This window comes from Pseudomonas sp. LBUM1664 (assembly GCF_059695895.1).
Genome location: NZ_CP166791.1, coordinates 4,552,315 through 4,574,836, shown reverse-complemented (window position 1 = coordinate 4,574,836; position 22,522 = coordinate 4,552,315). Strand labels below are relative to the sequence as shown.

Sequence of the window (22,522 nt, the reverse complement as noted above, 5' to 3'; positions counted from 1 at the left end):
GTCGTACATCGTCCGGCGGTGGCCTGTGCTTAACTGTTTCCAGAAATAAAACAAACGCTTAGGAGCTTGGTTACTCATGGAGTTGAGAATCGACCGACAGGCCCTGGTGCCTGTCGTGCAGCAAATTGTCGACGCGCTGGCCGGCTGGATTCGACAGGATGCGGTGCAACCGGGAACCCGCCTGCCATCCATCCGGCAACTGGCACGGGAGAATCTGCTCAGCCAATCCAGTGTCAATGAAGCGTGTGAACGCCTGGTTGCCCAAGGACTGTTGGCGTCCCGACATGGCTCAAGCTTTTTTGTCGCGCCGCCACCTTCGTTCAAGGACGAGTCCACCGACAAGAACTGGCTGGAAGATGCGCCGCTCACCCAAAGCAATGTCGCCGACAGCTCGCAATGGGAACTGAAACTGGGCTGTGGCGGGCTGCCCGAGAGTTGGCGCGAAAGCGATGACCTGGGCTATGCGATCCGTCAGGTCACCCGCACCGATATGGCGGGGCTGTTCAACTACAGTACGCCGTTGGGGCTGCCGGCCCTGCGTGAGCAACTGTCCAGGCGTCTGAAACAGTTCAATATTGAAGTCGACAAAAACCTGATCCTGACCACGACCGGGGCTACCCACGGGTTGGACCTGATCGTGCGGACACTGCTGCAGCCAGGATGCTGCGTAGTGGTGGAGAGCCCCGGCTATTCGAAGCTGTTCGAACTGCTCAGGCTGCATAAAATCGACATGATCGAGCTGCCCAGGACCCCGCGCGGTCCCGACGTCGATGCGCTGCAATGCCTGTTGGCGACTCACCGGCCCAGTGCCCTGTTCATCAACAGCGCGTGCCACAACCCCACCGGTAGCAGCCTGGCACCGGCGGTGGCACATCGGTTACTACAACTGGCGAAAAAACACGCCATGCTGGTGATCGAGGACGATGTGTACGCCGACTTCCAGGGCTCGACGCGGACCCGACTGGCAGCGATGGATCCCGACGTGGTCTACGTTGGCAGTTTCTCGAAAACCCTGAGTAGCTCGCTGCGAGTCGGTTTCGTGGTGGCCGAACCGTCTATCGTCGCGCGGCTGAGTGAGGTCAAGGGGATTACCAGTATGGGCGGGTCGCGGTTCTGTGAGTCGGTTGTTGCCAGCCTTCTGGCCAACGGTGCCTATCGCAAGCTGGTCCAGCGCCAGCGGCAACGTCTGAATGTCGATATGGCGGCGGTGCTGCAGGTGCTGGAGGATGCCGACTGGAAAGTCTTTGGCAAACCGGCCGGCGGGCTATTCATCTGGGCGCGTGCGCCATTGTGTGACTACGCTGGATTGCAGCGCTTGGCCCAGCGTTTTGGCGTGCTGCTGTCTTCGCGTACGGCGTTCAGCCCATCGGGCGCCAACAGTGACTGGCTTCGGATTAACGTGGCCTATGCCCGAGACTCGAGAGCACTGGCGTTCTTCCGGGCCACGGCCCTGGATCGACCTCAAGCGTTCTGAAAACGACGCAGTTGTAGCTTTTTGCCATTATTCCGACGCCGGCATCTTGTGTTGCAGGGCGTCTCGTTGCGAATCTGCAAGCAACACACACTGGCAGAGGACTGAGCGCAATGATTTCGGCCGTGCAAGGACGTTTTGCCAACCTGGGTATGGCAAAGAAACTGGGTATCGGGTTTGTCCTGGTGCTGCTGCTCACCGCTGTGGTGGCGGCCATCGGTGTCTGGTCCCTGCAGACCATCAGCTATCGCTTCGATGGTTTGAAGCAGATGTCGTCTCTCAACAGCGGGTTGCTCAAAGTCCGGCTGCTTGAGCAGGAATACGCCTTGCGCTCCGATCCGAAAACGGCCGATGCCCTGCGTCAGGGGGTCGATGGGCTGATTGCCCTGGCGAACGAACTCAAGGCGCAATCGGCTGCCAATGTCCCGGTGATGAACGATGTGGAGCAGGCGCTGGCGGCTTATCGCAAGGCGTTCGATGAGTTCGTCGAGTTGAGCCAGAGCAAGGACCTGGCGCTGGAGATGGCCAGTTGGTCGGTGTCCAGCGTCGCCAATAACCTGGATGTTCTGCAGGCTGGGCTGGCGGATGATGGCGCCTATACCTTGAAAGATTCCGAAGGTAAGGAGGGCGCAGAGTTCATCGAACAGGCCAACCAGGTCAGCGAAGTGTCGCGGTTGATGCTGCAGGCCATGAACGAAGCACGGGTGCGTCTGGACCAGAGCCGCAAAGGCAGTGATGAGGGGGCCGGGCAGGGCACTATCGAACAGGCCGAGCAAGCCATGAAACAGGCCGAAGCACTCAAGGCCACCGTCAAGGATCCGGGTTACCAGACCGTGCTTAATGAAGTGGCCGGGCATATTGCCGGGTTCAACCAGCAACTGGCCGAATACACCGGCCTGTTGGCCAAGGAAAAAACCGTCTACCAGCAACTGCACGAGCGTGCTGCCCAGGTAGTAGAGCGGGTTGATCAAGCCTATGGGGCCGAAGACCATGCCATGCAGGTGGAGCTGAAAAAGAACTCGCTGCTGATCATTGGTTCGTCGGCCCTGGCACTGCTGGTAGGGTTGATTGCGGCCTGGGTCATTACCCGGTTGATCGTTGCACCGCTGCGCAGCGTCATTCGCGTCGCCCAACAGATTGCGGCGGGCGACTTGAGCGCAACGGTCGAAGTGACGCGCCGGGATGAGATTGGTCAGTTGATGCTTGCGATGCAACAGATGGGCGCCGGTCTGAGCAGTATCGTCAGCGGCTTGCAGGCCGGTATCGAACAGTTGGCCAATTCCGCCCAATCGCTGTCGGCCGTGACTGAACAGACCAACCTGGAAGTCAGCAGCCAGAAAGAGGAAACCGAACAGGTTGCCACGGCCATGAACCAGATGACCGCCACCGTGCACGACGTGGCGCGCAATGCCGAAGAAGCAGCACAAGCGGCCCAGACCGCCGACGACAAAGTTGAAAGCGGCCAGCAGGTGGTACGTCAGAGCATGGTACGTATCGAGCAACTGGCCGACTCGGCTACGTCGGCCAGCACCAGCATCGAAAGCCTCAGCGCCGAGATCCAGAACATCGGCACGGTGCTGAGTGTGATCAAGAGCGTGGCCGAACAAACCAACTTGCTGGCGCTCAACGCCGCCATCGAGGCAGCCCGCGCCGGTGAGCAGGGCAGGGGCTTTGCCGTGGTGGCCGATGAGGTGCGAGCCCTGGCCAAGCGCACGCAACAGTCCACAGAGGAAATCGAGCGGCTGGTGAGTGCCTTGCGTTCAGCGGCCCAGACCTCCGTGCAGCAGATCCAGAGCAGCGGCGAGCTGGTGAAAATGGCGGTCAGCGATGCATTACAGACGGAAAGCGCCCTGGGGAGCATTGCGGCCGCGGTGTCGTTGATCCAGCAGATGAACCAACAGATCGCAGCGGCTGCCGAGCAGCAGAGTTCGGTCGCTGAAGAGATCAACCGCAGTGTCACCAGCATCCGGGCCAGTGCCGATCAATCTTCCCTGGCGATGCAAGGCAACGCTGCGTCCAGTATTGAACTGGCGCAGTTGGGGGTTGAGCTGAAGGGGATGGTGGGGCATTTCAGGTTGTGAACCTGCGAGTTACAGATGAACGCTGAACCTGTGGCAAGGGAGTAAATCCCCTCGCCATAAATGAGGTCGGTCCTAAAGGGTGTCAGGCTTGATATCTCAGCCCGAGTATCAGTCGTAAACCTTCTTCTTCTTCCACTCGTCGTCTACTTCGGCTTCCTTCAGCCCTTCAGTCAACTGGTTGACCTCGCCTTCGACTGGCTGGCTGCTGGCCAGGACCATGGCATTGGAGCGGGCCAGGAGTTTTTCCAGATAGGCCAATTGTTCGGCGTAGACCTGAGGTTCCTGTTGCTTGCGCAAATATTGCACGCCGCGTTCGAACGCCAGGCGGGCCTGCCCTGGTTGGTCTTGTTGCAAGGCTTGTTGGCCGAGGTTGTTGAAGAACTCAATGTGCAGCAGAACCAGAATGTGCCGCACTTCGCGGATCCAGCGCTTGGCTTCGTTGGCCGGCAGGAAACCGTCCTGGGCGGCGCGGGTGATCTGACCGTGCAAGGCCTCGAGCAGAAACCGCACGTCCTTGGCCTTGGCTTCGGTCTGGATCGGAGCCGGCGGATTGTTCACCGGGATCGATTCGCCTTGGGCGGCCAGTGCGTTCAGTTCGTTCAGGCGTGCCTTGACTGCCGAATTGGTTTTCTCCAGGTTCAGCAAGCGCTGGCAGACGTTGAGCTCAAGGCGTGTCATCAGCAACTTCAGGGCCGGGGTCATCAACTGGCCTGGGAAGGTTTCGGTGAGCTCGCCACAACGTCGCAAGCGGTCGTTGAGTTCAACCTTGGTGCGGGCCTTTTCCAGCTTGTTGTTTTCCACCACATGGTTCATGTAGCCAATGGCGATCAACAGTGCGATCCCGGCTACGACGAGCAGGGTGATCATGAGTGGTGTCACCGGTAAGACCTCTTTATTGGGGTTCGCATATTATGAGTGTAGTGGCTTGGCTTTTAAGCGCATAGGCCCGTGCGACGAGATTAGACGGGCGTCGTGCTGTCTATAAAAGGCAGCGAAGATAGATGCACATTGCCACTATTTGTCGGGCGCGACTATAACGTCTTGGCGGGCAACGGAATATAGGCGTCAGAGGCCGGGCGAGCAAAATCTGCGAATCGCCCCTAAACCGGGCGAAGTCATTGATTTAAATAAATTTATATCTGGGGGTTGACGACCCTCCAATCCATCCATAGAATGCGCGCCACTTACAGCGTAAAGCACTCAGCCAAACGCGATAAGTAGTGAATGTTGTACGTGTGTCCCCTTCGTCTAGTGGCCTAGGACACCGCCCTTTCACGGCGGTAACAGGGGTTCGAGTCCCCTAGGGGACGCCAATGCGGGAATAGCTCAGTTGGTAGAGCACGACCTTGCCAAGGTCGGGGTCGCGAGTTCGAGTCTCGTTTCCCGCTCCAATTTTAAACAGCTTTGCTTTAGGGCAGAGTTGAGTGAAACCAGAACCGATATCTTCGGATACGGATCTGGGCACTGGGACACACACCATGTGTTCCGGGCAGCGTGTCCCCTTCGTCTAGTGGCCTAGGACACCGCCCTTTCACGGCGGTAACAGGGGTTCGAGTCCCCTAGGGGACGCCATTTGCGGGAATAGCTCAGTTGGTAGAGCACGACCTTGCCAAGGTCGGGGTCGCGAGTTCGAGTCTCGTTTCCCGCTCCAAATTCAAAAAAACGCCGCTCATTGAGCGGCGTTTTTTTATGCCTGTGAAAAGGCCACTTCAACCCTCAAGGCTATCAACGGGTTCGCCCGGCGCTCCCCATGACTAAGCGAGCTTTTTCGTCGGTTGCTCTTGTTTTAGGGTGGAGCACTGTCTCGCCTTAATAATGAAGGGAAAACAGAAGTATTTCATGCAAAACCGTCAGAGAAACTGAGTGTAAGTTTAATAATTAATTTCTAAAAAATGGCGCTTCTCTTAACCTTCCAGTACCCATTCTGGAGGTGTATCTATGTTGATTTTCGTTAAATCAATGGTCATTGGGCTTTGTATTGCAGCCCCTGTGGGACCCATTGGGCTGTTGTGCATACAGAGGAGTCTGATGCTTGGGTGGCGAGCTGGTTTCGCGACAGGATTGGGGGCGGCAACAGCCGATTCCATCTATGGATTTGTCGGCGCCCTGGGGATCACGGCGATCATCGCGACACTCATTAGCTTCAAGCCATGGTTGTGTATTTTGGGTGGGATATTCCTTGCGTACATTGGTTATCAAACAATCAGATCGAAGGGGAGCACCACGGCCCTGGCGGGTGAACGAGCCAGCATGTTCAAAGCCTACTCCACCACACTGTTTCTGACGCTGTCGAACCCGATGACCATCTTATCGTTTATCGCGATATTTGCTGCACTGAGTGACGGCATGGTTAATGATCAAAGTAGTCAACACGCCGTGCTGCCTATGGTCACAGGTATATTCCTGGGCTCTGCTGCCTGGTGGCTGGGGTTGAGCGGGTTCTCCTCCCTATTCAAGACCAGGATTGCTCAATCGAAGCTGAAGTTGATCAACTATTTTTCGGGGGCAACCATAACCGTCCTGGGGGTTTACCAGGTAGCCACTGGCGTTGTACTCGCCACAGGAGCCTAAGCGGGAAGTCATGCAAGGCTTATCTCATTGAATGTGCATGAGCCTTGGCATCCATCCCCTGCGGGGGCACCAGAGGGCGCTTTTATTGCATTCTGAATTCAATGTATGCCTTGAGCCGGCCGATGGCTTGTTTGACTTCTGATGCTGACGCATTACTAAACGACAACCGGACCTGAGTAACAGCCTCTTTCGTCAGTGAGAACAAGGAGGTGGGAAATACAATCACCTTGAAATTCTTGGCGCACTCGCACATTTCAGGGTATTCAAAAACGAACGGCAGTTGCACGTTGATGAAAAAGCCTCCGGGCGGATGGTTCCAAGTGACCCGTTTGCGCAAGTCAGCCGTGGCAGAGAACTCACCTTCAAGGCATTCAATCATATGGTTTCTTTTTTTTGTGTAGGACAGCGCTCTTGGTTGGTTCAGTCCTTTCAAAGAGTAATTGTTTTCGATCAGTAAGCCCCCGACAACGGCTTGGCACAGGGGCGGCGTATTGACCGTGACCAAGCTTTTGGCTTTACACAATCGGGTGCTAAAGGGCATGACTCCGGCGCCCTCAGGTGCGGCCACGTAGCCCATACGCAAACCCGGAAAAATCGACTTTGAAAAAGAGCCCAGCAGGAACACCCGCCGGCTGTCGATCGACTTCATCAAAGGGATTTTATCGCCCTCGTACCTGAAGTAACTGTAGGCATTATCCTCCAGGATAAAAAAATTCATTTCATTGGCTAAGGCAAGCATTGCCTGCCTGGCTTCATAGCAAAGGCTGTCAGCGGTAGGGTTGCTAAAGTCTGAAATCGCGTACAGCGCCTTTACTTTTTCTCCCTTGGATTCAAGCTCTATAACTGCCTCCCGCAGGGCAGTGGGATCGAGGAAGGTGGCCATGGGAAGGGGGGCCATTTTTATTCTTAATAGTTTCGCAATCCCGGTGATCCCGGAAAACACCGGGTCTGGCACTAATAACACACCGCGTTCTTCAAAAATGGATAACAGCGTCAAGGTGCAAGCTTCCTGAAACCCCATGCACATGACAATATTTTCAGGGTTGAAGATCTTGATGCCTTCGTCCACCTGTAGGTATTTGGCGATGACCTCATTGATAATTCCAGAGGTTTTCCCATATTGGCACAGTCGTGTCGCAAGTGAATGCTCTGTATCGCTGATATGTCGGGCATAGCTGGCCAGCCCTTTATCGATGAGGGAAGGATCGCATTGCTCATCATCCGGTCGACCCGAAGCCAGAGAAATGGCCTGCGGGTTGTCATGCGAAATGGAGTTTAGAAGGTGGATGACATTCAGGGTTGGGTCGTCGAATATCGTTTTTTCGAAAGCACTGGACACACTCGCTTCTCCATGAAAAAAGCAACGAGCTCTTGAAAGCTCGTTGCTGATGGTTAACATCCGTTAGGCAGGTTTAAGTGCACTTTTTTGATCAGCTATGTTCTCCATGGCTTCGAATGCCTGAAGCAGGTCCTCTTTAAGATCTTCAAGGGCCTCTAAACCAAAGCACAATCGAACCAAGCCCTTTTCAATTCCCATGTCCGCTTTTTCCTGATCCGTCATCGAGGCATGGCTTCCGCTAAAGGGTTGCGCAACCATCGACGTAACACAGGCCATTCCCGTGCCTGTTCCAAACCATTTGAGCGCGCTGGTGAAGGTCTTGTAAAAGGGGACCAGGTCGGGCCGAATATCAACAAACACAATGCCACCATAGCCCGTCAATTGTTTGCCATCGACGTGGGGGTAGTACACATGCTCAATAAATGGCAGTTGCCGCAGGTAGTTGAGCATGTTGGACGTTGTATGACTGTGTTTCTCCATGCGCAGGTTAAACGTCTGCATGCTTCTGCGAAGCAGCCAGGCGCTATTCGGGGTCAGGATAGCGCCTGAATAAAAACGGCCTTCAAGCAGGCGGTTATAAATCACTTCACTGTTGACCAGCACCAGGCCGCCCATGACATCGCTGTGGCCGGAGAAGTATTTTGTTGCACTGTACAGGGAAATATCGGCGCCAAAGTTCAGAGGCTTCTGGAATATCGGAGTGGCCCAGGTGTTATCAACGACCACCAAGGCCTGCGGATTGTTTTGCTTAACGGCCCTGCTCACCGCATGAATATCAATGTCCTTCAGGAACGGATTGGTCGGCGTTTCGAAAACGACCATGTCGACGTTCGCCGGCAATGCTTTCAGTCCGCTTTCCGTGGTGAGATCAAGGATCGTCAGTGTTGCACCGATGCGTGCCGCATAGCGCTGGAACAGCTTATAAGAACAGCCGTAGATATATTTGTTGATCACCAGCGACCCACCCGGTTTCAGCAGCTCCAAAACCATGTAGATGGCGCTCATTCCGGTGCTGTAGGCCAAGGCATATTCGCTTCCTTCCAGGGAGGCGACAACCTGTTCCAGCTCGGTGACATTGGGATTGGCTTTTCTCGAGTAGAAGAACGCCGAGTCAGCGTTAAATGCGCTGCACTGATAGATTGGCGTGACGGAGGGGTGAGCCTCTCGGTCATCTACCCGGATATGAAGTATTTCAGTAGACACTTTCATGACTGGCTGACCAGTTTGATAACTTGTTCATACATGTTCTGCTTACCCTCATAGCCAATGGTCGGGGTGATGTCATTTTGCGAAATACCAATCTCTTCAATCGATTCGGTTGGGAAGTGAGCCCGGTCGAATACTTCATGAAGATTTGAGTTCACCCCTTGAGGAAGCCAGACCTCAGGCCCTGATTCATCAATCCGCGCCTTGGCGATAATGAATCGATAGCTTTCATAGGGCCGCAATGCCAGCGATGTCCAATCGCTGTTGAGCCCGTCCGTATAATTGCGCCGCAGGTAGACGGTCTGTTCAAAGTCTTCGGTATTCAGCACCTGGGCGTGCAGCGATACGATATCCCCGTGCCACTCGAACTTTCGTTTCTCGTAAGCGGTCAGCTCAGTTTGCGGTTCAACCAGAAGCTTCGCCTTGTGTTCGCCCAGTAACTTGAAGTGTGCGTCGTGTCCGCACTGAGAGCAGCAACCTTTGCTGTCCAGCCCGATTATTTCAGCGTTCAAGCCGTAGCGGGTAACGAGCAGAGCGTTACAGTTATTGCAACTGGTATTGGTGCCCTCGACATCATTCACGTTGCCCAGATAAACATGTTCAACCCCCATGCTTCGAGCGATATCCCGAGCCTTCAGGAGCCTGTCCACCGGAGTTCTGATGCTGTTACTCATTTTATAATCGGGGTGGAACCTTACAAAATGCAGAGGCACATTCGGCCCCAGTTCATCCAGCACCCACTGGCTGATTTTTCTGGCGGTGTCCTCGTCGTCGCTGATGTCGGTCACCATCAAGGTACTGACTTCAACGTATTTGCCAGCGTCGTACACTTTTTTGATGCCGGCCAATACGGGTTCTACCCAACCTGTTGTGACTTTTCGGTAGTATTCCGGAGAAATCGACTTTAGCGAAATTGAGAATATATCAATGACCGGCAATAACTCATCAATGGCTTCTTCGCTGATAAAAAAGGCCGATTTATATAAATTGATTAACCCGGCCTCCTTGGCCAGCTTTGCCGTGTCGAGGATAAATTCATGCCAGACAACAGGATCATTATACGTCCAGGAGATGACGCGAATACCGTGCTTCAATGCCGTTTCCACGACCTGCTCAGGGGTGTAGTAGTAGACATCTTTGTCGGTCACATACTTGGCCTGAGACGTCTTCCAGTTGTGGCAATAGCCACAGTTGAGCATGCAGCCGATATTGCCCAGGGACAGGATTCTCTCCCCGGGAGCAAAGTGGAAAACGGCCTCGGTTTCGATGGTTTCCTCGGTGCTATGGACGCCTTTGCCATAGTTCAATGTGACGAGCCGACCCCCTCTGTTTCCTCGTACCTTGCAAAAGCCTACCTTGCCCTCCTGTATGACACAGTTTCGGGGCGAAAGATGGCACTTTACATTACCGTTGGGGAGTATTTCTTCCAACTTTGCAGGTGTGCTTTCCAAGGTCCAGTTTTTATTTTTTGTAGTGTCCATTTATCACGCCTCATCACGGAAGTTGCTGTCAACATCATCGGTTAAAATAGTCAGGGCGAAGCAATGCCGGCGCCACAGTCGTGGCACTTTCTCTCGGAATTATGGGTAGATAGAAGACGCGCGGATCAGTCCGTAGTTTTTAAGTGAAAAGCGCCTGGCATTCATGTTCATGAAGGGTTGTATCAGTGGGCCTATGACCAACAGGAATGCAAGGGTGCCCAGGCCGAATGGCCCACCTAAAAGCCAGCCGGTTGTAAAGATACCCACTTCAATTATCATTTTGGCTTTGGTGAATGACCACGCCCATTTGGAAACCATGGTGAGCACTACCAAGTCCATGATTCTGATGCCAATACCGCTCATGATGATCAGTGCGGATGAATAAGCACACAGCATCAGTCCCATTGCCAATAGCGTGTACTCACTCACTCGGGTAATCAAATACTCTCCCAGTCCCAATACGGACCAGAGGTCAATCAGCAGGCCTGTTAGCGTGGTTGTAATAAATGGACTGATCGGAGGGTACTTTTTGTTCCAGAGCATCCACCACAGCAGAAAGAATAGAGACACAATCGCCGAGCAAACACCCATGCCGAGCAGGAGCATTTTATCTATCGAGATGATCAGGACATCTAAAGGATCCGTTCCCAGTTGACTGACGATGAAGAACTTGGCACCCACCGAGAAAAAGGTGACGCCCGCCAGATACATCAGAATTTGATCCCTCTTGAAACGACGGAAATCTAGGACTTGCGTTCCAATATACTGGGTGAGTAGATAGGACTTTTTTACACACTTTATTTTTTCATCTTCCATGCGAGCGCTGTCCCTGGAGAGAAATATTTTATTATGCAGTGCTTCATGCTAAAGAGGAGGGGCTATTGATTGCCCGGATTCTTTTTAGGCTTTTCAGGCAGGAAATAGACTAGCACTCTGCTTTATTTTGGTGCATGATTTTTTTAATGAAAAACTCGTGCTTTTCATTAAAATTTATACTTCTTGCAGGGGGAAACGCACATGGATCGTATAGACATAAAAATCCTGGGGAAGGTGCAGGACTGTGGTCGCATTTCCATCACCGAGCTGTCCAAGCACGCAGGTCTGTCTATTCCCGCCACCACGGACAGGCTGCGCAAGCTCGAAGACTCCGGTGTCATCAAGGGTTATAGCGCTCAGTTAGATCCAACCAAGCTCGGGTACGGTATATCTGCCGTCGTTGGCATCACCACCCTCAAGCCGGCGAAATCCAAATTGATTGCGACACTCAACGACATCCCTGAAGTCGTTGAGTGTCTACACATCACGGGTAACGACTCTTACCTGATCCGAATCTATGCCAAGTCAATGGCCGAGATCGAAAACATCATTGCGAATATCAACGCGTACGGCGAGACACGTACAAGCATTGTGTTGTCAGTCCCTATAGAGAGAAGAAAGCTTGCCCCTTGAGCCGCTACGTTGCGCAGCGGCTGCCCTCGTGTAACGCCATGTCTCGGTATTTCATCAACATGCAAACGGACTGCGAACGGAGTAAGGGAATAAGCCGGCGGGCCTGTTCCTGGGGGCCGGGGCCGGCGTTATCAGTCCACGTGGTAGTGAACCGACAGCGTTCCTTTCTTCTGTGAAAGCGAGGCGATGGTAACCGTCCCTAACTCCTGCAAGCGCCGCACATGGGTACCGCCGCAGCCATAGCCGGCCAGCTCACCGAAACCGACTTCCCGCGAGCCTTCGCGCGACGCGATCAGGCGAGGCAGGTCGTTGGCGATCCACTTATCGATGCCTTGTTGGATCATCGACGCGTCCAGTTCCTGGGGATTCTCCGCCGGTTTGAATTGCACACGGCATTCGCCGGGCCAGTGATGGGCTTTGATCGGTATCCAGCCGCGGGCTTCGGCGAAATGACCGATCAGATGCCCGGCCGAATGCAGGCGCGAATTCAACAGCCGACGCTGCTCGTCCACGTAGATCGAGGTCATACCCAAGGCCACCGGGCGGTCGACATAATGAATGATCTGCGGCCCATCCTGGACGACGCGCAGCACCTGGCTTTTACCGATCCAACCGGTGTCACAGGGCTGGCCGCCGCCCTGAGGATGAAACAGAGACGCGCCCAGTACCACGGCAAATTCGTTTTCCCGGGGGCTGCACTCCAGGACTTCCACGGTGGCTTCAAGGTCATCACTCTGGAAAAAGAGGCGGAGCGTCATATCTCATACCCACATCAAAATTTGTGTCTGGATTATAAGTGGCGTTGAAATTGGTGATAATCCGCTAACATTTCAAAGGACTGTTGCGCCATGAGCACAAATCTACCGCTGCCGTTGCTCGCCGAGATGGCCATCTTCGTCAAGGTCGTGGAGACCGGCAGTTTCTCCGAAGCGGCCCGCCAGTCGGGCTCATCGCCGTCGGCTGTCAGCCGCAGCATTTCTCGCCTGGAGAAAGCCCTGGCTACCCGATTGTTGCAGCGCACCACCCGCAAGTTGCGTTTGAGCGATGGCGGGGAAGAGGTGTTCAAGCGCTGCCAGGAAATGGTCGCCGCTGCGCGGTCGGTGATGGAAATCAGCGGCCAGTTCACCCATGAAGCCGAAGGGCGGATTCGCGTCAGCGTGCCCAAGGCGGTGGGGCGCTTTGTGATTCATCCCCACATGCCCGATTTTTTGCGTCGCTACCCCAAGATCGATGTGGAGCTGCTGCTGGAAGATCGGCAGGTCGATCTCATCGACGATCATGTCGACCTGGCCATCCGGATCACCGATCAGCCGCCGGCCGGCCTGGTGGGCCGTCAGTTGTTGACCATCGATCACCTGCTCTGCGCCACGCCGCAATACCTGGCCGAACATGGCATCCCCGAGCATCCCCATGATTTGCTTGAGCACAGCTGTATTTATCTGGGGGAAACCCCAAACGATGCTCGCTGGAAACTCAGGAGAGGCACCAAGTCCGTCACGGTGGGCGTGCGCGGACGCTATGCGGCCAATCACACAGGCGTGCGATTGGGAGCGGTTTTGCAGCACATCGGCATCGGTAGCCTGCCGTATTTCACGGCCCGACACGCGTTGGAGCAAGGGTTGATCGTGCAGGTGCTGGCAGATTGGACGTTCCTGGCGTCCTACCATGGCGGCTTGTGGCTGCTGCACTCGCCGACCCGCTACCTGCCGCCGAAACTGCGGGTGTTCATCGATTATCTGGTGGCGTGCATGGAGAAGGAGCCGACCTTGAATAAGGTGGGCAAGTCGAGTGGTACGGCCAGCGTTGCGGCGCACTATGAGCTGCCGGAGAGTGATGGGTTGTTTTGAGGCCAAGGATCAATAAAAAAGGCCCGCAGGGTTAACCGTGCGGGCCTTTGCAGGACTGGTGGTAATCAGTGCTTGCTGTCCTGATCCGACATGGCCAGCAATTGCTTTTCCTGGTTCCAGTCGAAGGGCTCGTCGTTTTGTTCCGCTTCGAAACGACGTTCTTCCAGGGCCTGGTACAGGGCGATTTCTTCGTCAGGCATGTAGTGCAGGCAGTCACCAGCGAAGTACCACAGCAGGTCGCGAGGCACCAGGTGGGCGATCTGTGGATAACGGACAACCACCTGGCACAGGAGGTCCTGACCCAGGTACTGGCTTTCGATCGGGTCAACGGGCAACAGCGCACGCAATTCGTCGAAGCGCTCCAGGAATAGCACATGGCTTTCTTCGGGAACCTGTTCGGCCTCACCCACGGCGACCAGGATGCTGCGCAAGTGGTCAAGCAAGACAAGGTGATCGGCAACGACATTGGACACGAGATAAGTCCTCAAGAGCAAAACGGGCGCAGGAGTATAAAGCTCTTGCGCCCGCTTTTACATGGTAGAGAGCATATGGCCGCCAGGATCAGCGGACCTTGGCTTCGGCGAGCATCAGGTCCTCCTTGGCAAAGTCATCCACGTCGATCACCTTGCGTCGCGCCGCTTCGGCTGCGCGTAGGGTCTGGGCTTCACCGGCCTGCAGCACACCTGCCTCCAGGGCAGCGTCGATGAGGTGTTCGCCGGGAGCCGGGTTGAGCTGACCCTGCTTGAGCGCACCGTGCAGTTTTTTGTGCAGCGGATGGGCGGCGGCCAGCAGATCGGAGGCGTGTTGCAGCGCACCCACTGGATCGTCGGCCGATTGCGGGCGATAGCAACCCTGCAATAACTCCTCGAGGGTCGGATCGCCCTTGGCACGGCCGATCACTGCGGCCACTTCGGCATCGAGCCTGTCGCTCGGGCCCTTGTGGCGACGGCCGAAGGGGAATACCACCAGTCGCAACACGCAACCCAGCACCCGGTTTGGGAAGTTGCCCAGCAGTTCGTCCAGTGCACGCTCCGACTGGCCCAGGCTTTCTTCCATGGCCCAGGTAAACAACGGCGCCATGTGGTCCGGCGAATCCAGGTCGTGGTAGCGCTTGAGCGCTGCGCTGGCCAGGTAGAGGTTGCTCAATACATCGCCCAGGCGTGCCGACAGCCGTTCGCGACGTTTGAGTTCGCCGCCCAGCAGCATCATGCTCAGGTCCGCCAGAAGGGCGAATGCCGCCGCCTGCCGGTTGAGTGCGCGGAAGTAACCCTGGCTCAAGGCGTTGCCGGGGGCTCTTTCGAAACGCCCCAGGCCCAGGTTCAGCACCAGGGTGCTGGCGGCGTTGCTGATGGCAAAACCGATGTGCTTGAGCAACAACCCGTCGAACTCGATCAGCGCCTGGTCTTTGTCTTCACGACCTGCCAGGGCCATTTCCTTGAGCACGAACGGATGGCAGCGGATCGCACCTTGACCGAAGATCATCAGGTTGCGCGACAGAATGTTCGCGCCCTCCACTGTGATGAAGATCGGCGCACCTTGCCAACTGCGGCCCAGGTAGTTGTTCGGGCCCATGATGATGCCCTTGCCGCCGTGCACGTCCATGGCGTGGCTGATGCACTCGCGGCCACGTTCGGTCAGGTGGTATTTGAGGATCGCCGAGAGCACCGAAGGTTTTTCACCCAGGTCCACCGCGTTGGCGGTCAGCATCCGTGCGGCATCCATCATCCAGGCGTTGCCACCGATACGCGCCATGGCTTCCTGAATGCCTTCGAAGGCCGATAACGGTACGTTGAACTGTTCCCGCACCTGAGCGTATTGGCCGGTTACCAGGCTGGTGAACTTCGCCGCACCGGTGCCCACCGCCGGCAGGGAAATCGAGCGCCCGACCGACAGGCAATTCATCAGCATCATCCAGCCCTTGCCGAGCATGCCCTGGCCGCCGATGAGAAAGTCCAGCGGGATGAACACGTCCTTGCCCCAGTTCGGTCCGTTCATGAACGCAGCGCCGAGGGGCAGGTGACGACGGCCGATATTGACGCCGGGGGTGTCGGTGGGAATCAAGGCAAGGCTGATGCCCAGGTCTTCTTCGTCACCCAGCAGGTGGTCGGGGTCGTAAGCCTTGAAGGCCAGGCCGAGGAGGGTGGCCACCGGGCCCAGGGTGATGTAGCGCTTTTCCCAGTTCAGGCGCAGGCCCAGGGTTTGCTGGCCTTCCCATTCACCCCGGCAGATGATGCCGGTGTCTGGCATCGCCCCGGCGTCGGAGCCGGCCAGCGGTCCGGTCAGGGCGAAGCAGGGGATATCGTCGCCACGGGCCAGTCGCGGCAGGTAATGGTTGCGTTGTTCGTCGGTGCCGTAGTGCAGCAGCAGTTCCGCCGGGCCGAGGGAGTTGGGGACCATTACAGTAGAGGCCAGGTCACCGCTGCGGGTGGCCAGTTTCATTGCCACCTGGGAGTGGGCGTAAGCGGAAAAGCCTTTGCCGCCATACTCCTTCGGAATGATCAGCGCAAAAAAACCGTGTTCCTTGATGTGGGCCCAGGCTTCAGGCGGCAGGTCCATGGCCTGGCCGATCTCCCAGTCGCTGACCATGGCACAGAGTGCTTCGGTAGGGCCGTCGAGGAAAGCCTGCTCCTCTTCGGTCAGTTGCACCTTGGGGTAGGCCAGCAGCATGTCCCAGTCCGGTCGGCCGCTGAACAGTTCGCCATCCCACCACACCGTGCCGGCGTCGATAGCGTCGCGCTCGGTTTCTGACATGGGGGGCAGGGTTTTCTGGAACCAGTCGAACATCGGCGCGCTGAAATATTTGCGGCGCAGGTCTGGCAGCAGCAGAGGGGCCGCGACGGCGGCGAGCACCACCCAGAGGATCAGCATCAGCCAACCGGGGGCGTGGCTGAAGACGCCCATGGCCAGCAGGTAGACCGCGACAATACCCAGGGCGGGCAGCGGGTCAGTGCGTCGATGCGCCAGCCAGGCGATCCCGATGACCAGAACCAGTATCCACAACAACAGCATATTTAATCCTCCGTGAACCAAGGCAAAACCGACCCTCAGAGCTTAGACGGCATCTGCAAAACCGGCGGTCAGCGCGATGTGATTGACCTCGTGGGAAATTCTGGATGCATTGCGCCAGTCTGGTTGGCAACAGCCGTGGGAAATCGTTCGTTGGCAAAGTGAGAAAGCGCCATTGTTTGGCCGAAACGCCGTTATCTCTGTGTTGGAGCTGTGGATAGACTCGAGGCGTACATCCCATTGCTCAAGAGTGACGTGTTCGCCATGCACGGTTATACCGAACTGTACCTGAACGGGCGCTGGGTCAAAGCCACGCCAGCCTTCAATCAAGGTTTGTGTGAGTTGTTAGACGTGGCGCCCCTGGAGTTAGACGGTCGCCATGAATGCTATCGGCAGCTGTTCGCCGATCAATTGTCGCCCCGCTCGGTGACATGCAGGGCGATTTGAGCCGCGGCTGATCCGGCGTATGCTGCTGCGGCATTTATCCATTGAGGACGCCGTGATGCTGAAAATCTGGGGCCGGAAAAATTCATCGAATGTGCGCAAGGCGCTGTGGTGCGCCGAAGAGTTGGGGCTGGCCTACGAGGCCATCGACGCGGGCGGCGCGTTCGGTGTGGTGGACACGCCCGAGTACCGCGCGAAGAACCCCAATGGCCGCGTTCCGATGATCGAAGACGACGGTTTCGTACTCTGGGAATCCAACACCATCGTGCGTTATCTGGCGGCTCGCCATGCGTCGGGCTCGGCCTGGTATCCGACCGATGTGCAGGCTCGAGCCAATGCTGAAAAATGGATGGACTGGACCACCTCCACCCTTGCCGATCCGTTTCGCCCTGTGTTCTGGGGTGTCTTGCGCACCCCGGCCGAGCAGCAGGATTGGGCTGCTATCAACGCAGCGGTCAAGGTTTGCGACGGCTTGCTGGCGATGGCGGACCAGGCGTTGAGCGAACAGCCTTACCTATCGGGCGACGAAATCGGCATGGGCGATATTCCTCTGGGCAGTTTCATTTATGCCTGGTTCGAGATGCCTATCGAACGGGCTGAGCTGCCGCACCTGCAGGCCTGGTACGCGCGGCTGCAGCAGCGTCCGGCTTACCGCAAGGCCGTCATGACCGCGTTGACTTAATACCTACTATCGACACACTTGACTGTACTTGTGCGGCGACGCCACGCACCATTGCCTTCGTGCGCCGCGGTTGCATTGTGCGCCGACCGCCCTTATCTAATGTCCTGCCTCATAAACACTGTTTGGGAGGCAGGACACTAACTCTTTCATCCCTTCTTGGTGCGTAAATCCGATATGAGTTCCGCTCTGTCCATCCGGCAGCTAACCAAAACCTACGGCAACGGTTTCCAGGCCTTGAGTGGTATCGATCTGGACGTCGCCGAAGGTGACTTTTTCGCCTTGCTCGGCCCCAACGGTGCCGGCAAATCCACCACCATTGGCATTCTTTCCACGCTGGTGAACAAAACCAGCGGTACGGTGAATATTTTTGGTCATGACCTGGACCGCGAGCCCGCCGCTCTCAAACGCTGCATCGGCGTGGTGCCCCAGGAATTCAATTTCAACCAGTTCGAGAAGACCTTCGACATCGTCGTGACCCAGGCTGGTTACTACGGCATCCCGCCGAAAATCGCCAACGAGCGAGCCGAGCAGTACCTGACCCAGTTGGGGTTGTGGGACAAGCGTGACGTGCCGTCCCGTTCGTTGTCTGGTGGCATGAAGCGGCGATTGATGATTGCCCGCGCGCTGGTGCATGAGCCGCGTCTGCTGATCCTCGATGAACCAACTGCAGGCGTGGACATCGAGCTGCGTCGTTCGATGTGGACCTTCCTGACCGAACTGAACCAGAAAGGCATCACCATCATCCTCACCACGCATTACCTGGAAGAGGCCGAGCAGCTGTGCCGCAACATCGGCATCATCGACCACGGCACCATCGTCGAGAACACCAGCATGCGGCAGTTGCTCAGCCAACTGCATGTGGAAACTTTCCTGCTGGATCTGAAAAACGACCTGAAGATCGCACCGCAGCTCATGGGTTATCCGGCCCGGCTGGTAGACAGCCATACCCTGGAAGTCCAGGTGGATAAGGCCGTCGGCATTACCGGCTTGTTCTCCCAGCTGTCGCTGCAGAACATCGAAGTGCAGAGCCTGCGCAACAAAACCAATCGTCTCGAGGAGTTGTTCGTGTCTCTGGTAGAGAAAAATCTGGCCAAGGTGGCGATATGAGTTCCGAATTTCGCCCCAACCTAATCGCCCTCAATACCATCGTTTACCGCGAAGTCCGGCGCTTCATGCGGATCTGGCCGCAGACCTTGCTGCCGCCGGCCATCACCATGGTTTTGTACTTCGTGATCTTCGGCAACCTGATCGGCCGGCAGATCGGCGACATGGGCGGTTTCACGTACATGGACTACATCGTGCCGGGGCTGATCATGATGTCGGTGATCACCAATTCCTACGGCAACGTGGTGTCGAGTTTCTTCGGCAGCAAGTTCCAGCGTTCGATCGAAGAACTGATGGTCTCGCCGGTTTCGCCCCATACGATTCTGATCGGTTACACCTTGGGCGGCGTGTTGCGAGGCCTGGCCGTAGGCCTGATCGTGACCTTGTTGTCGCTGTTCTTCACCCATTTGCAGGTGCATCACCTGGGGGTGACGGTACTGGTCGTGGTGTTCACGGCGACGATCTTTTCCCTGCTTGGGTTCATCAATGCGGTGTTTGCACGCAACTTCGATGACATCTCCATCATCCCGACGTTCGTGCTCACGCCGCTGACTTACCTGGGCGGGGTGTTCTACTCGATCTCCCTGCTGCCACCGTTCTGGCAGACCGTATCCCTGGCCAACCCGGTGCTGCACATGGTCAACGCCTTCCGCTACGGCATCCTCGGGGTTTCGGACATCAAAATCAGTGTCGCGATTACCTTCATGCTCGTGGCGACCGTGGTGCTCTATGTCGGTTGCGCGCGGCTGTTGGTCAGTGGGCGTGGGATGCGTACTTGATCCAGCATGTATGTTGACTGATATATCGCCATCGCGAACACCACAAAAAAGGCCTCCATGCTCAGGAGGCCTTTTTTTGCATTTCACATCCGGTTTTTCTTGCGTCGATTCCATTGCCGGGTGACCCACCAGCGCCAGTAGCTCATGGTGATGAAGTAGGCCAGGGCGCCGAGCACCAGGCCGGTCACCACCGAGCCCAGCAGAAACGGTTGCCACAAGGTGGACAACTGGTCGGTGATCCACTCCCAGGTCAGTTCTTCCGGCAACGTGCGGGGTGGAACGTCCATCAGCCAGGCGCCGGTCTGATAGGTGCAGAAAAACACCGCCGGCATGGTGATGGGGTTGGTCAGCCAGACCAGGCTCACCGCAATCGGTATATTGCCGCGCACAATGATGGCGAGTGCGGCGGCCACCAACATCTGCAACGGTATTGGCAGGAAAGCAGCAAACAGACCGACGGCCATCGCCCGGGCCACCGAGTGGCGATTGAGGTGCCAGAGGTTGGGGTCGTGCAGCAGGGTGCCGAGAAAACGTAAGGACTTGTGTTCCCGAATGCTCGCTGGGTCAGGCATGTAACGTTTGAATAGGCGCCGGGGCATAAGGGTTCTCGGTCGGTTCAAAGCAGTAAGGCCGCAAGTATGTCCGGATTCTACGGCCGACAGATTCAGACTTTGTGACAATTGATAACGCCCACGGTGCCCCAGACCGGCTATGCCTGAAGAGGGGACTCTCAAGGATGGGGTTATGCGCACAGGGATGGTCGCGCTTGCACTGGGGCTGTTGGCCCCGGTTTTTTTACCGGCATTGCCGCCGTTGTGGCTGATTGCAGCCATGCCAGTGCTGGCGCTGATGGTTTTGCCGTTTCGAGCTTACCCGCTGGGTTTTTTCCTGCTCGGGTTGGCCTGGGCCTGCTTGTGTGCGCAGTTTGCACTGGACGACCGGCTGCCCGTCGCACTGGACGGAGAAACCCGCTGGGTCGAGGGACGTGTCGTCGGTTTGCCGCAGAACAGCGACGGCGTAGCGCGCTTCGAACTGGACGATGCCCGTTCACGCCGCACCCGGTTACCGTCGTCGATGCGCCTGGCCTGGTTCGGTGGACCGCCTGTCAGCAGCGGCGAGCGATGGCGGCTGGCAGTGAAGCTCAAGCGGCCTGCCGGGCTGCTGAACCCACACGGCTTCGACTATCAAGCCTGGCTGTTGAGCCGGGGCATCGGCGCCACCGGTACGGTCAAGGACGGTCGCCGCCTGCACGCGGCCCAAGGCGCTTGGCGCGACGGAGTGCGACAGGCGCTGGCCCAGGTCGATGCCCAGGGCCGCTCCGGTGCGCTGGCGGCCTTGGTCCTGGGCGACGGCGCCGGGTTGAGCCGCGATGACTGGCAGGTGCTGCAAGACACCGGCACGGTTCATTTATTGGTGATTTCCGGGCAACACATCGGGCTGCTCGCTGGCCTGGTGTACCTGTTGGTGGCCGCTGCGGCGCGCTATGGCGTGTGGCCTGTCCGTCTGCCGTGGTTGCCCTGGGCCTGCGTGCTGGCCTTCAGCGCGGCCCTGGGTTATGGCTTACTCGCCGGGTTTGAGGTGCCGGTGCGGCGGGCCTGCGCGATGATCGGCCTGGTGCTGTTGTGGCGCCTGTGCTTCAGGCATCCGCACCCGTGGTGGGCGTGGCTGCTGGCCTTCGATGGGGTGCTGGTGTTCGATCCGCTGGCCAGCTTGCGGCCAGGGTTCTGGCTGTCGTTTGCTGCGGTGGCGATATTGATGTTCACCTTTGGCGGTCGCCTGGGCCCCTGGCGTTGGTGGCAAAGCTGGACCCGTGCCCAGTGGCTGGTTGCGGTCGGGCTGTGCCCGCTATTGTTGATATTGGGTTTGCCGGTCAGCCTCAGCGGGCCACTGGTGAATCTGTTGGCGGTGCCCTGGATCAGCCTGTTGGTGTTGCCAACGGCGCTGCTCGGCACGGCGTTGTTAGCGGTGCCATTCGTCGGTGAAGGGCTGCTGTGGATCGCCGGTGGTTTGCTCGATCTGTTGTTCAAGGGGCTGGCGCTGGTTGCCGGGCGAATGCCGGCGTGGGTTCCCGCTTCGGTTCCATTTTGGGCCTGGTGCATTGCCGCCCTCGGTGCTTTTTTACTGCTGCTGCCCAAGGGCGTACCGCTGCGGGTGCTGGGCTGGCCGATGTTGCTGCTGATGGTTTTTCCTCCACGAGAAGATGTACCGCAAGGGCAAGCCGAAATCTGGCAACTGGACGTGGGCCAGGGGCTGGCGGTGCTGGTGCGCACCCGTCACCACACCCTGCTTTACGATGCGGGGCCGCGCTTTGGCGAGGCCGATGCGGGTGAACGCGTCGTTCTGCCCGCCTTGCGCAAGCTGGGTGTGCAAAGGGTGGACCTGATGCTGCTCAGCCATGCCGACGCCGATCACGCCGGCGGCGCCCAAGCCGTGCACAGCGGGCTGCTCACGACGCGGGTGATCAGTGGCGATCCTGCCGCGTTGCCCTCCACCCTGCAGGCTGGGGCGTGCGACAGCGGCGTGCGCTGGGAATGGGACGGGGTCAGGTTCGAGCTGTGGCAGTGGTCATCTGCCTTCGAAAGCAACCAGAAGTCCTGCGTGTTGCTGGTCGAGGCCGGCGGCGAGCGGTTGCTGTTGACCGGCGACATCGACACCCATGCCGAGCGCGCCTTGCTCGACGGGCCCCTGGCGATACCGATCCAGTGGCTGGCCGCGCCTCATCATGGCAGCCGCAGCTCATCGTCGATGGCCCTGCTGTCGCGCCTCAAACCTCATTCGGTGTTGATCTCCCGAGGCCAAGGCAATGCGTTCGGCCATCCGCATCCCCGGGTGATGGCGCGTTACCGACGGTTGGGTATGGCGATCTACGACAGTGCCGAGCAGGGTGCTATTCGTCTGCAACTGGGCGCCTTCGAGCTGCCGCGCACCCAGGCCGGGCTTCGGCGCTACTGGCGTGACCCACCGTTTGCGGGGCCATGGGCGCATCATTGACCAGGCGTACCTTGCGCGAGGGTGTTATCAGTGGGTCGGGCCTCCAAGGCGAGTCTGTATGATAAAGTGGC

General features: G+C 57.3%; 18 protein-coding genes, 4 tRNA genes and 2 pseudogenes. 15 read left to right on the top strand and 9 right to left on the bottom strand.

What is annotated here, in order from left to right; translation table 11 throughout:
• Positions 1-76: 76 nt before the first annotated feature.
• The 3 genes and pseudogenes from ACA047_RS21400 to ACA047_RS21390 all read left to right on the top strand — a co-directional run bounded on the left by ACA047_RS21400 (position 77) and on the right by ACA047_RS21390 (position 3,552).
• Positions 77-1,474, top strand: a complete 1,398-nt coding sequence (locus ACA047_RS21400) for an aminotransferase-like domain-containing protein (RefSeq protein WP_497352707.1) — start codon at positions 77-79, stop codon at positions 1,472-1,474.
• Positions 1,475-1,584: 110 nt separating this feature from the next.
• Positions 1,585-2,691: pseudogene (locus ACA047_RS21395) on the top strand (HAMP domain-containing protein); the annotation flags it as partial.
• A complete protein-coding gene (locus ACA047_RS21390) occupies positions 2,671-3,552 on the top strand; it encodes a methyl-accepting chemotaxis protein (protein ID WP_497360474.1) in 882 nt (293 codons plus the stop codon). The pseudogene ACA047_RS21395 and the gene ACA047_RS21390, both read left to right, overlap by 21 nt.
• A gap of 108 nt (positions 3,553-3,660) precedes the next feature.
• Here the strand turns inward: ACA047_RS21390 and ACA047_RS21385 are convergent, their stop codons facing one another.
• A complete protein-coding gene (locus ACA047_RS21385; protein ID WP_497352705.1) occupies positions 3,661-4,419 on the bottom strand; it encodes a hypothetical protein in 759 nt (252 codons plus the stop codon).
• A gap of 370 nt (positions 4,420-4,789) precedes the next feature.
• Between ACA047_RS21385 and ACA047_RS21380 the strand changes: the two genes are divergently transcribed.
• The 5 genes from ACA047_RS21380 to ACA047_RS21360 all read left to right on the top strand — a co-directional run bounded on the left by ACA047_RS21380 (position 4,790) and on the right by ACA047_RS21360 (position 6,123).
• Positions 4,790-4,865: transfer RNA gene (locus tag ACA047_RS21380), tRNA-Glu, on the top strand.
• A gap of 2 nt (positions 4,866-4,867) precedes the next feature.
• Positions 4,868-4,943: transfer RNA gene (locus ACA047_RS21375), tRNA-Gly, on the top strand.
• A gap of 105 nt (positions 4,944-5,048) precedes the next feature.
• Positions 5,049-5,124: transfer RNA gene (locus tag ACA047_RS21370), tRNA-Glu, on the top strand.
• Between the two features lie 3 nt (positions 5,125-5,127).
• Positions 5,128-5,203 (top strand) — tRNA-Gly (locus tag ACA047_RS21365).
• A 287-nt stretch (positions 5,204-5,490) separates the two neighbouring features.
• Positions 5,491-6,123 carry a LysE family translocator gene (locus tag ACA047_RS21360; protein ID WP_497352703.1) on the top strand — a complete coding sequence of 211 codons (633 nt, stop codon included), beginning with the start codon at positions 5,491-5,493 and terminating at the stop codon, positions 6,121-6,123.
• Positions 6,124-6,205: 82 nt separating this feature from the next.
• Here the strand turns inward: ACA047_RS21360 and ACA047_RS21355 are convergent, their stop codons facing one another.
• From ACA047_RS21355 to ACA047_RS21340, 4 genes are all read right to left on the bottom strand, one after another.
• On the bottom strand, positions 6,206-7,462 hold the full coding sequence (locus ACA047_RS21355; protein WP_497352701.1) for an aminotransferase-like domain-containing protein: 1,257 nt from the start codon (positions 7,460-7,462) through the stop codon (positions 6,206-6,208).
• A gap of 63 nt (positions 7,463-7,525) precedes the next feature.
• Positions 7,526-8,671, bottom strand: coding sequence for a trans-sulfuration enzyme family protein (locus ACA047_RS21350; protein WP_497352699.1), 1,146 nt, complete (start codon positions 8,669-8,671; stop codon positions 7,526-7,528).
• Positions 8,668-10,149, bottom strand: a complete 1,482-nt coding sequence (gene amrS / locus ACA047_RS21345) for an AmmeMemoRadiSam system radical SAM enzyme (RefSeq protein WP_497352698.1) — start codon at positions 10,147-10,149, stop codon at positions 8,668-8,670. Before amrS ends, ACA047_RS21350 begins: the two co-directional genes overlap by 4 nt.
• Positions 10,150-10,248: 99 nt before the next feature.
• Entirely contained in the window at positions 10,249-10,965 is a 717-nt protein-coding gene (locus ACA047_RS21340) for a YczE/YyaS/YitT family protein (protein WP_497352696.1), read from the bottom strand.
• Between the two features lie 201 nt (positions 10,966-11,166).
• Between ACA047_RS21340 and ACA047_RS21335 the strand changes: the two genes are divergently transcribed.
• Positions 11,167-11,598 (top strand): Lrp/AsnC family transcriptional regulator, encoded by a 432-nt coding sequence (locus ACA047_RS21335; RefSeq protein WP_497352694.1) that lies wholly within the window; start codon positions 11,167-11,169, stop codon positions 11,596-11,598.
• 131 nt (positions 11,599-11,729) lie between these two features.
• On the opposite strand, the gene ACA047_RS21330 is transcribed toward ACA047_RS21335, so the two are convergent.
• Entirely contained in the window at positions 11,730-12,356 is a 627-nt protein-coding gene (locus tag ACA047_RS21330) for an alanyl-tRNA editing protein (protein ID WP_497352692.1), read from the bottom strand.
• A gap of 90 nt (positions 12,357-12,446) precedes the next feature.
• Between ACA047_RS21330 and ACA047_RS21325 the strand changes: the two genes are divergently transcribed.
• A complete protein-coding gene (locus ACA047_RS21325) occupies positions 12,447-13,445 on the top strand; it encodes a LysR family transcriptional regulator (protein ID WP_497352690.1) in 999 nt (332 codons plus the stop codon).
• A gap of 65 nt (positions 13,446-13,510) precedes the next feature.
• On the opposite strand, the gene ACA047_RS21320 is transcribed toward ACA047_RS21325, so the two are convergent.
• Both ACA047_RS21320 and ACA047_RS21315 read right to left on the bottom strand, forming a co-directional pair.
• Positions 13,511-13,918: a PA2817 family protein gene (locus tag ACA047_RS21320; RefSeq protein WP_497352688.1), complete on the bottom strand. Its 408-nt coding sequence runs from the start codon at positions 13,916-13,918 to the stop codon at positions 13,511-13,513.
• Positions 13,919-14,006: 88 nt separating this feature from the next.
• Positions 14,007-16,454 carry an acyl-CoA dehydrogenase gene (locus ACA047_RS21315; protein WP_497352686.1) on the bottom strand — a complete coding sequence of 816 codons (2,448 nt, stop codon included), beginning with the start codon at positions 16,452-16,454 and terminating at the stop codon, positions 14,007-14,009.
• Positions 16,455-16,694: 240 nt separating this feature from the next.
• Here ACA047_RS21315 and ACA047_RS21310 point away from each other — a divergent pair.
• The 4 genes and pseudogenes from ACA047_RS21310 to ACA047_RS21295 all read left to right on the top strand — a co-directional run.
• Positions 16,695-16,909: pseudogene (locus tag ACA047_RS21310) on the top strand (cysteine protease); the annotation flags it as partial.
• 44 nt (positions 16,910-16,953) lie between these two features.
• Positions 16,954-17,577: a glutathione S-transferase family protein gene (locus ACA047_RS21305; RefSeq protein WP_497352684.1), complete on the top strand. Its 624-nt coding sequence runs from the start codon at positions 16,954-16,956 to the stop codon at positions 17,575-17,577.
• Positions 17,578-17,751: 174 nt separating this feature from the next.
• Positions 17,752-18,684, top strand: coding sequence for an ABC transporter ATP-binding protein (locus tag ACA047_RS21300; protein WP_497352682.1), 933 nt, complete (start codon positions 17,752-17,754; stop codon positions 18,682-18,684).
• Positions 18,681-19,460 carry an ABC transporter permease gene (locus ACA047_RS21295; RefSeq protein WP_497352680.1) on the top strand — a complete coding sequence of 260 codons (780 nt, stop codon included), beginning with the start codon at positions 18,681-18,683 and terminating at the stop codon, positions 19,458-19,460. The genes ACA047_RS21300 and ACA047_RS21295 overlap by 4 nt, the downstream gene beginning before the upstream one ends.
• Positions 19,461-19,543: 83 nt before the next feature.
• On the opposite strand, the gene ACA047_RS21290 is transcribed toward ACA047_RS21295, so the two are convergent.
• Positions 19,544-20,059 carry a DUF2062 domain-containing protein gene (locus ACA047_RS21290; RefSeq protein ID WP_497352678.1) on the bottom strand — a complete coding sequence of 172 codons (516 nt, stop codon included), beginning with the start codon at positions 20,057-20,059 and terminating at the stop codon, positions 19,544-19,546.
• A gap of 145 nt (positions 20,060-20,204) precedes the next feature.
• Between ACA047_RS21290 and ACA047_RS21285 the strand changes: the two genes are divergently transcribed.
• Entirely contained in the window at positions 20,205-22,451 is a 2,247-nt protein-coding gene (locus ACA047_RS21285) for a DNA internalization-related competence protein ComEC/Rec2 (RefSeq protein WP_497352676.1), read from the top strand.
• The last annotated feature ends 71 nt before the right edge of the window (positions 22,452-22,522 follow it).

What these genes read in the sequence shown, in the direction of transcription:
- ACA047_RS21400 (WP_497352707.1), top strand. Translation starts at nt 77, where the DNA reads ATGGAGTTGAGAATCGACCGACAGGCCCTGGTGCCTGTCGTGCAGCAA.
- ACA047_RS21390 (WP_497360474.1), top strand. Translation starts at nt 2,671, where the DNA reads ATGCTTGCGATGCAACAGATGGGCGCCGGTCTGAGCAGTATCGTCAGC.
- ACA047_RS21385 (WP_497352705.1), bottom strand. Translation starts at nt 4,419, where the DNA reads ATGATCACCCTGCTCGTCGTAGCCGGGATCGCACTGTTGATCGCCATT.
- ACA047_RS21360 (WP_497352703.1), top strand. Translation starts at nt 5,491, where the DNA reads ATGTTGATTTTCGTTAAATCAATGGTCATTGGGCTTTGTATTGCAGCC.
- ACA047_RS21350 (WP_497352699.1), bottom strand. Translation starts at nt 8,671, where the DNA reads ATGAAAGTGTCTACTGAAATACTTCATATCCGGGTAGATGACCGAGAG.
- amrS (WP_497352698.1), bottom strand. Translation starts at nt 10,149, where the DNA reads ATGGACACTACAAAAAATAAAAACTGGACCTTGGAAAGCACACCTGCA.
- ACA047_RS21340 (WP_497352696.1), bottom strand. Translation starts at nt 10,965, where the DNA reads ATGGAAGATGAAAAAATAAAGTGTGTAAAAAAGTCCTATCTACTCACC.
- ACA047_RS21335 (WP_497352694.1), top strand. Translation starts at nt 11,167, where the DNA reads ATGGATCGTATAGACATAAAAATCCTGGGGAAGGTGCAGGACTGTGGT.
- ACA047_RS21330 (WP_497352692.1), bottom strand. Translation starts at nt 12,356, where the DNA reads ATGACGCTCCGCCTCTTTTTCCAGAGTGATGACCTTGAAGCCACCGTG.
- ACA047_RS21325 (WP_497352690.1), top strand. Translation starts at nt 12,447, where the DNA reads ATGAGCACAAATCTACCGCTGCCGTTGCTCGCCGAGATGGCCATCTTC.
- ACA047_RS21315 (WP_497352686.1), bottom strand. Translation starts at nt 16,454, where the DNA reads ATGCTGTTGTTGTGGATACTGGTTCTGGTCATCGGGATCGCCTGGCTG.
- ACA047_RS21305 (WP_497352684.1), top strand. Translation starts at nt 16,954, where the DNA reads ATGCTGAAAATCTGGGGCCGGAAAAATTCATCGAATGTGCGCAAGGCG.
- ACA047_RS21300 (WP_497352682.1), top strand. Translation starts at nt 17,752, where the DNA reads ATGAGTTCCGCTCTGTCCATCCGGCAGCTAACCAAAACCTACGGCAAC.
- ACA047_RS21295 (WP_497352680.1), top strand. Translation starts at nt 18,681, where the DNA reads ATGAGTTCCGAATTTCGCCCCAACCTAATCGCCCTCAATACCATCGTT.
- ACA047_RS21290 (WP_497352678.1), bottom strand. Translation starts at nt 20,059, where the DNA reads ATGCCCCGGCGCCTATTCAAACGTTACATGCCTGACCCAGCGAGCATT.
- ACA047_RS21285 (WP_497352676.1), top strand. Translation starts at nt 20,205, where the DNA reads ATGCGCACAGGGATGGTCGCGCTTGCACTGGGGCTGTTGGCCCCGGTT.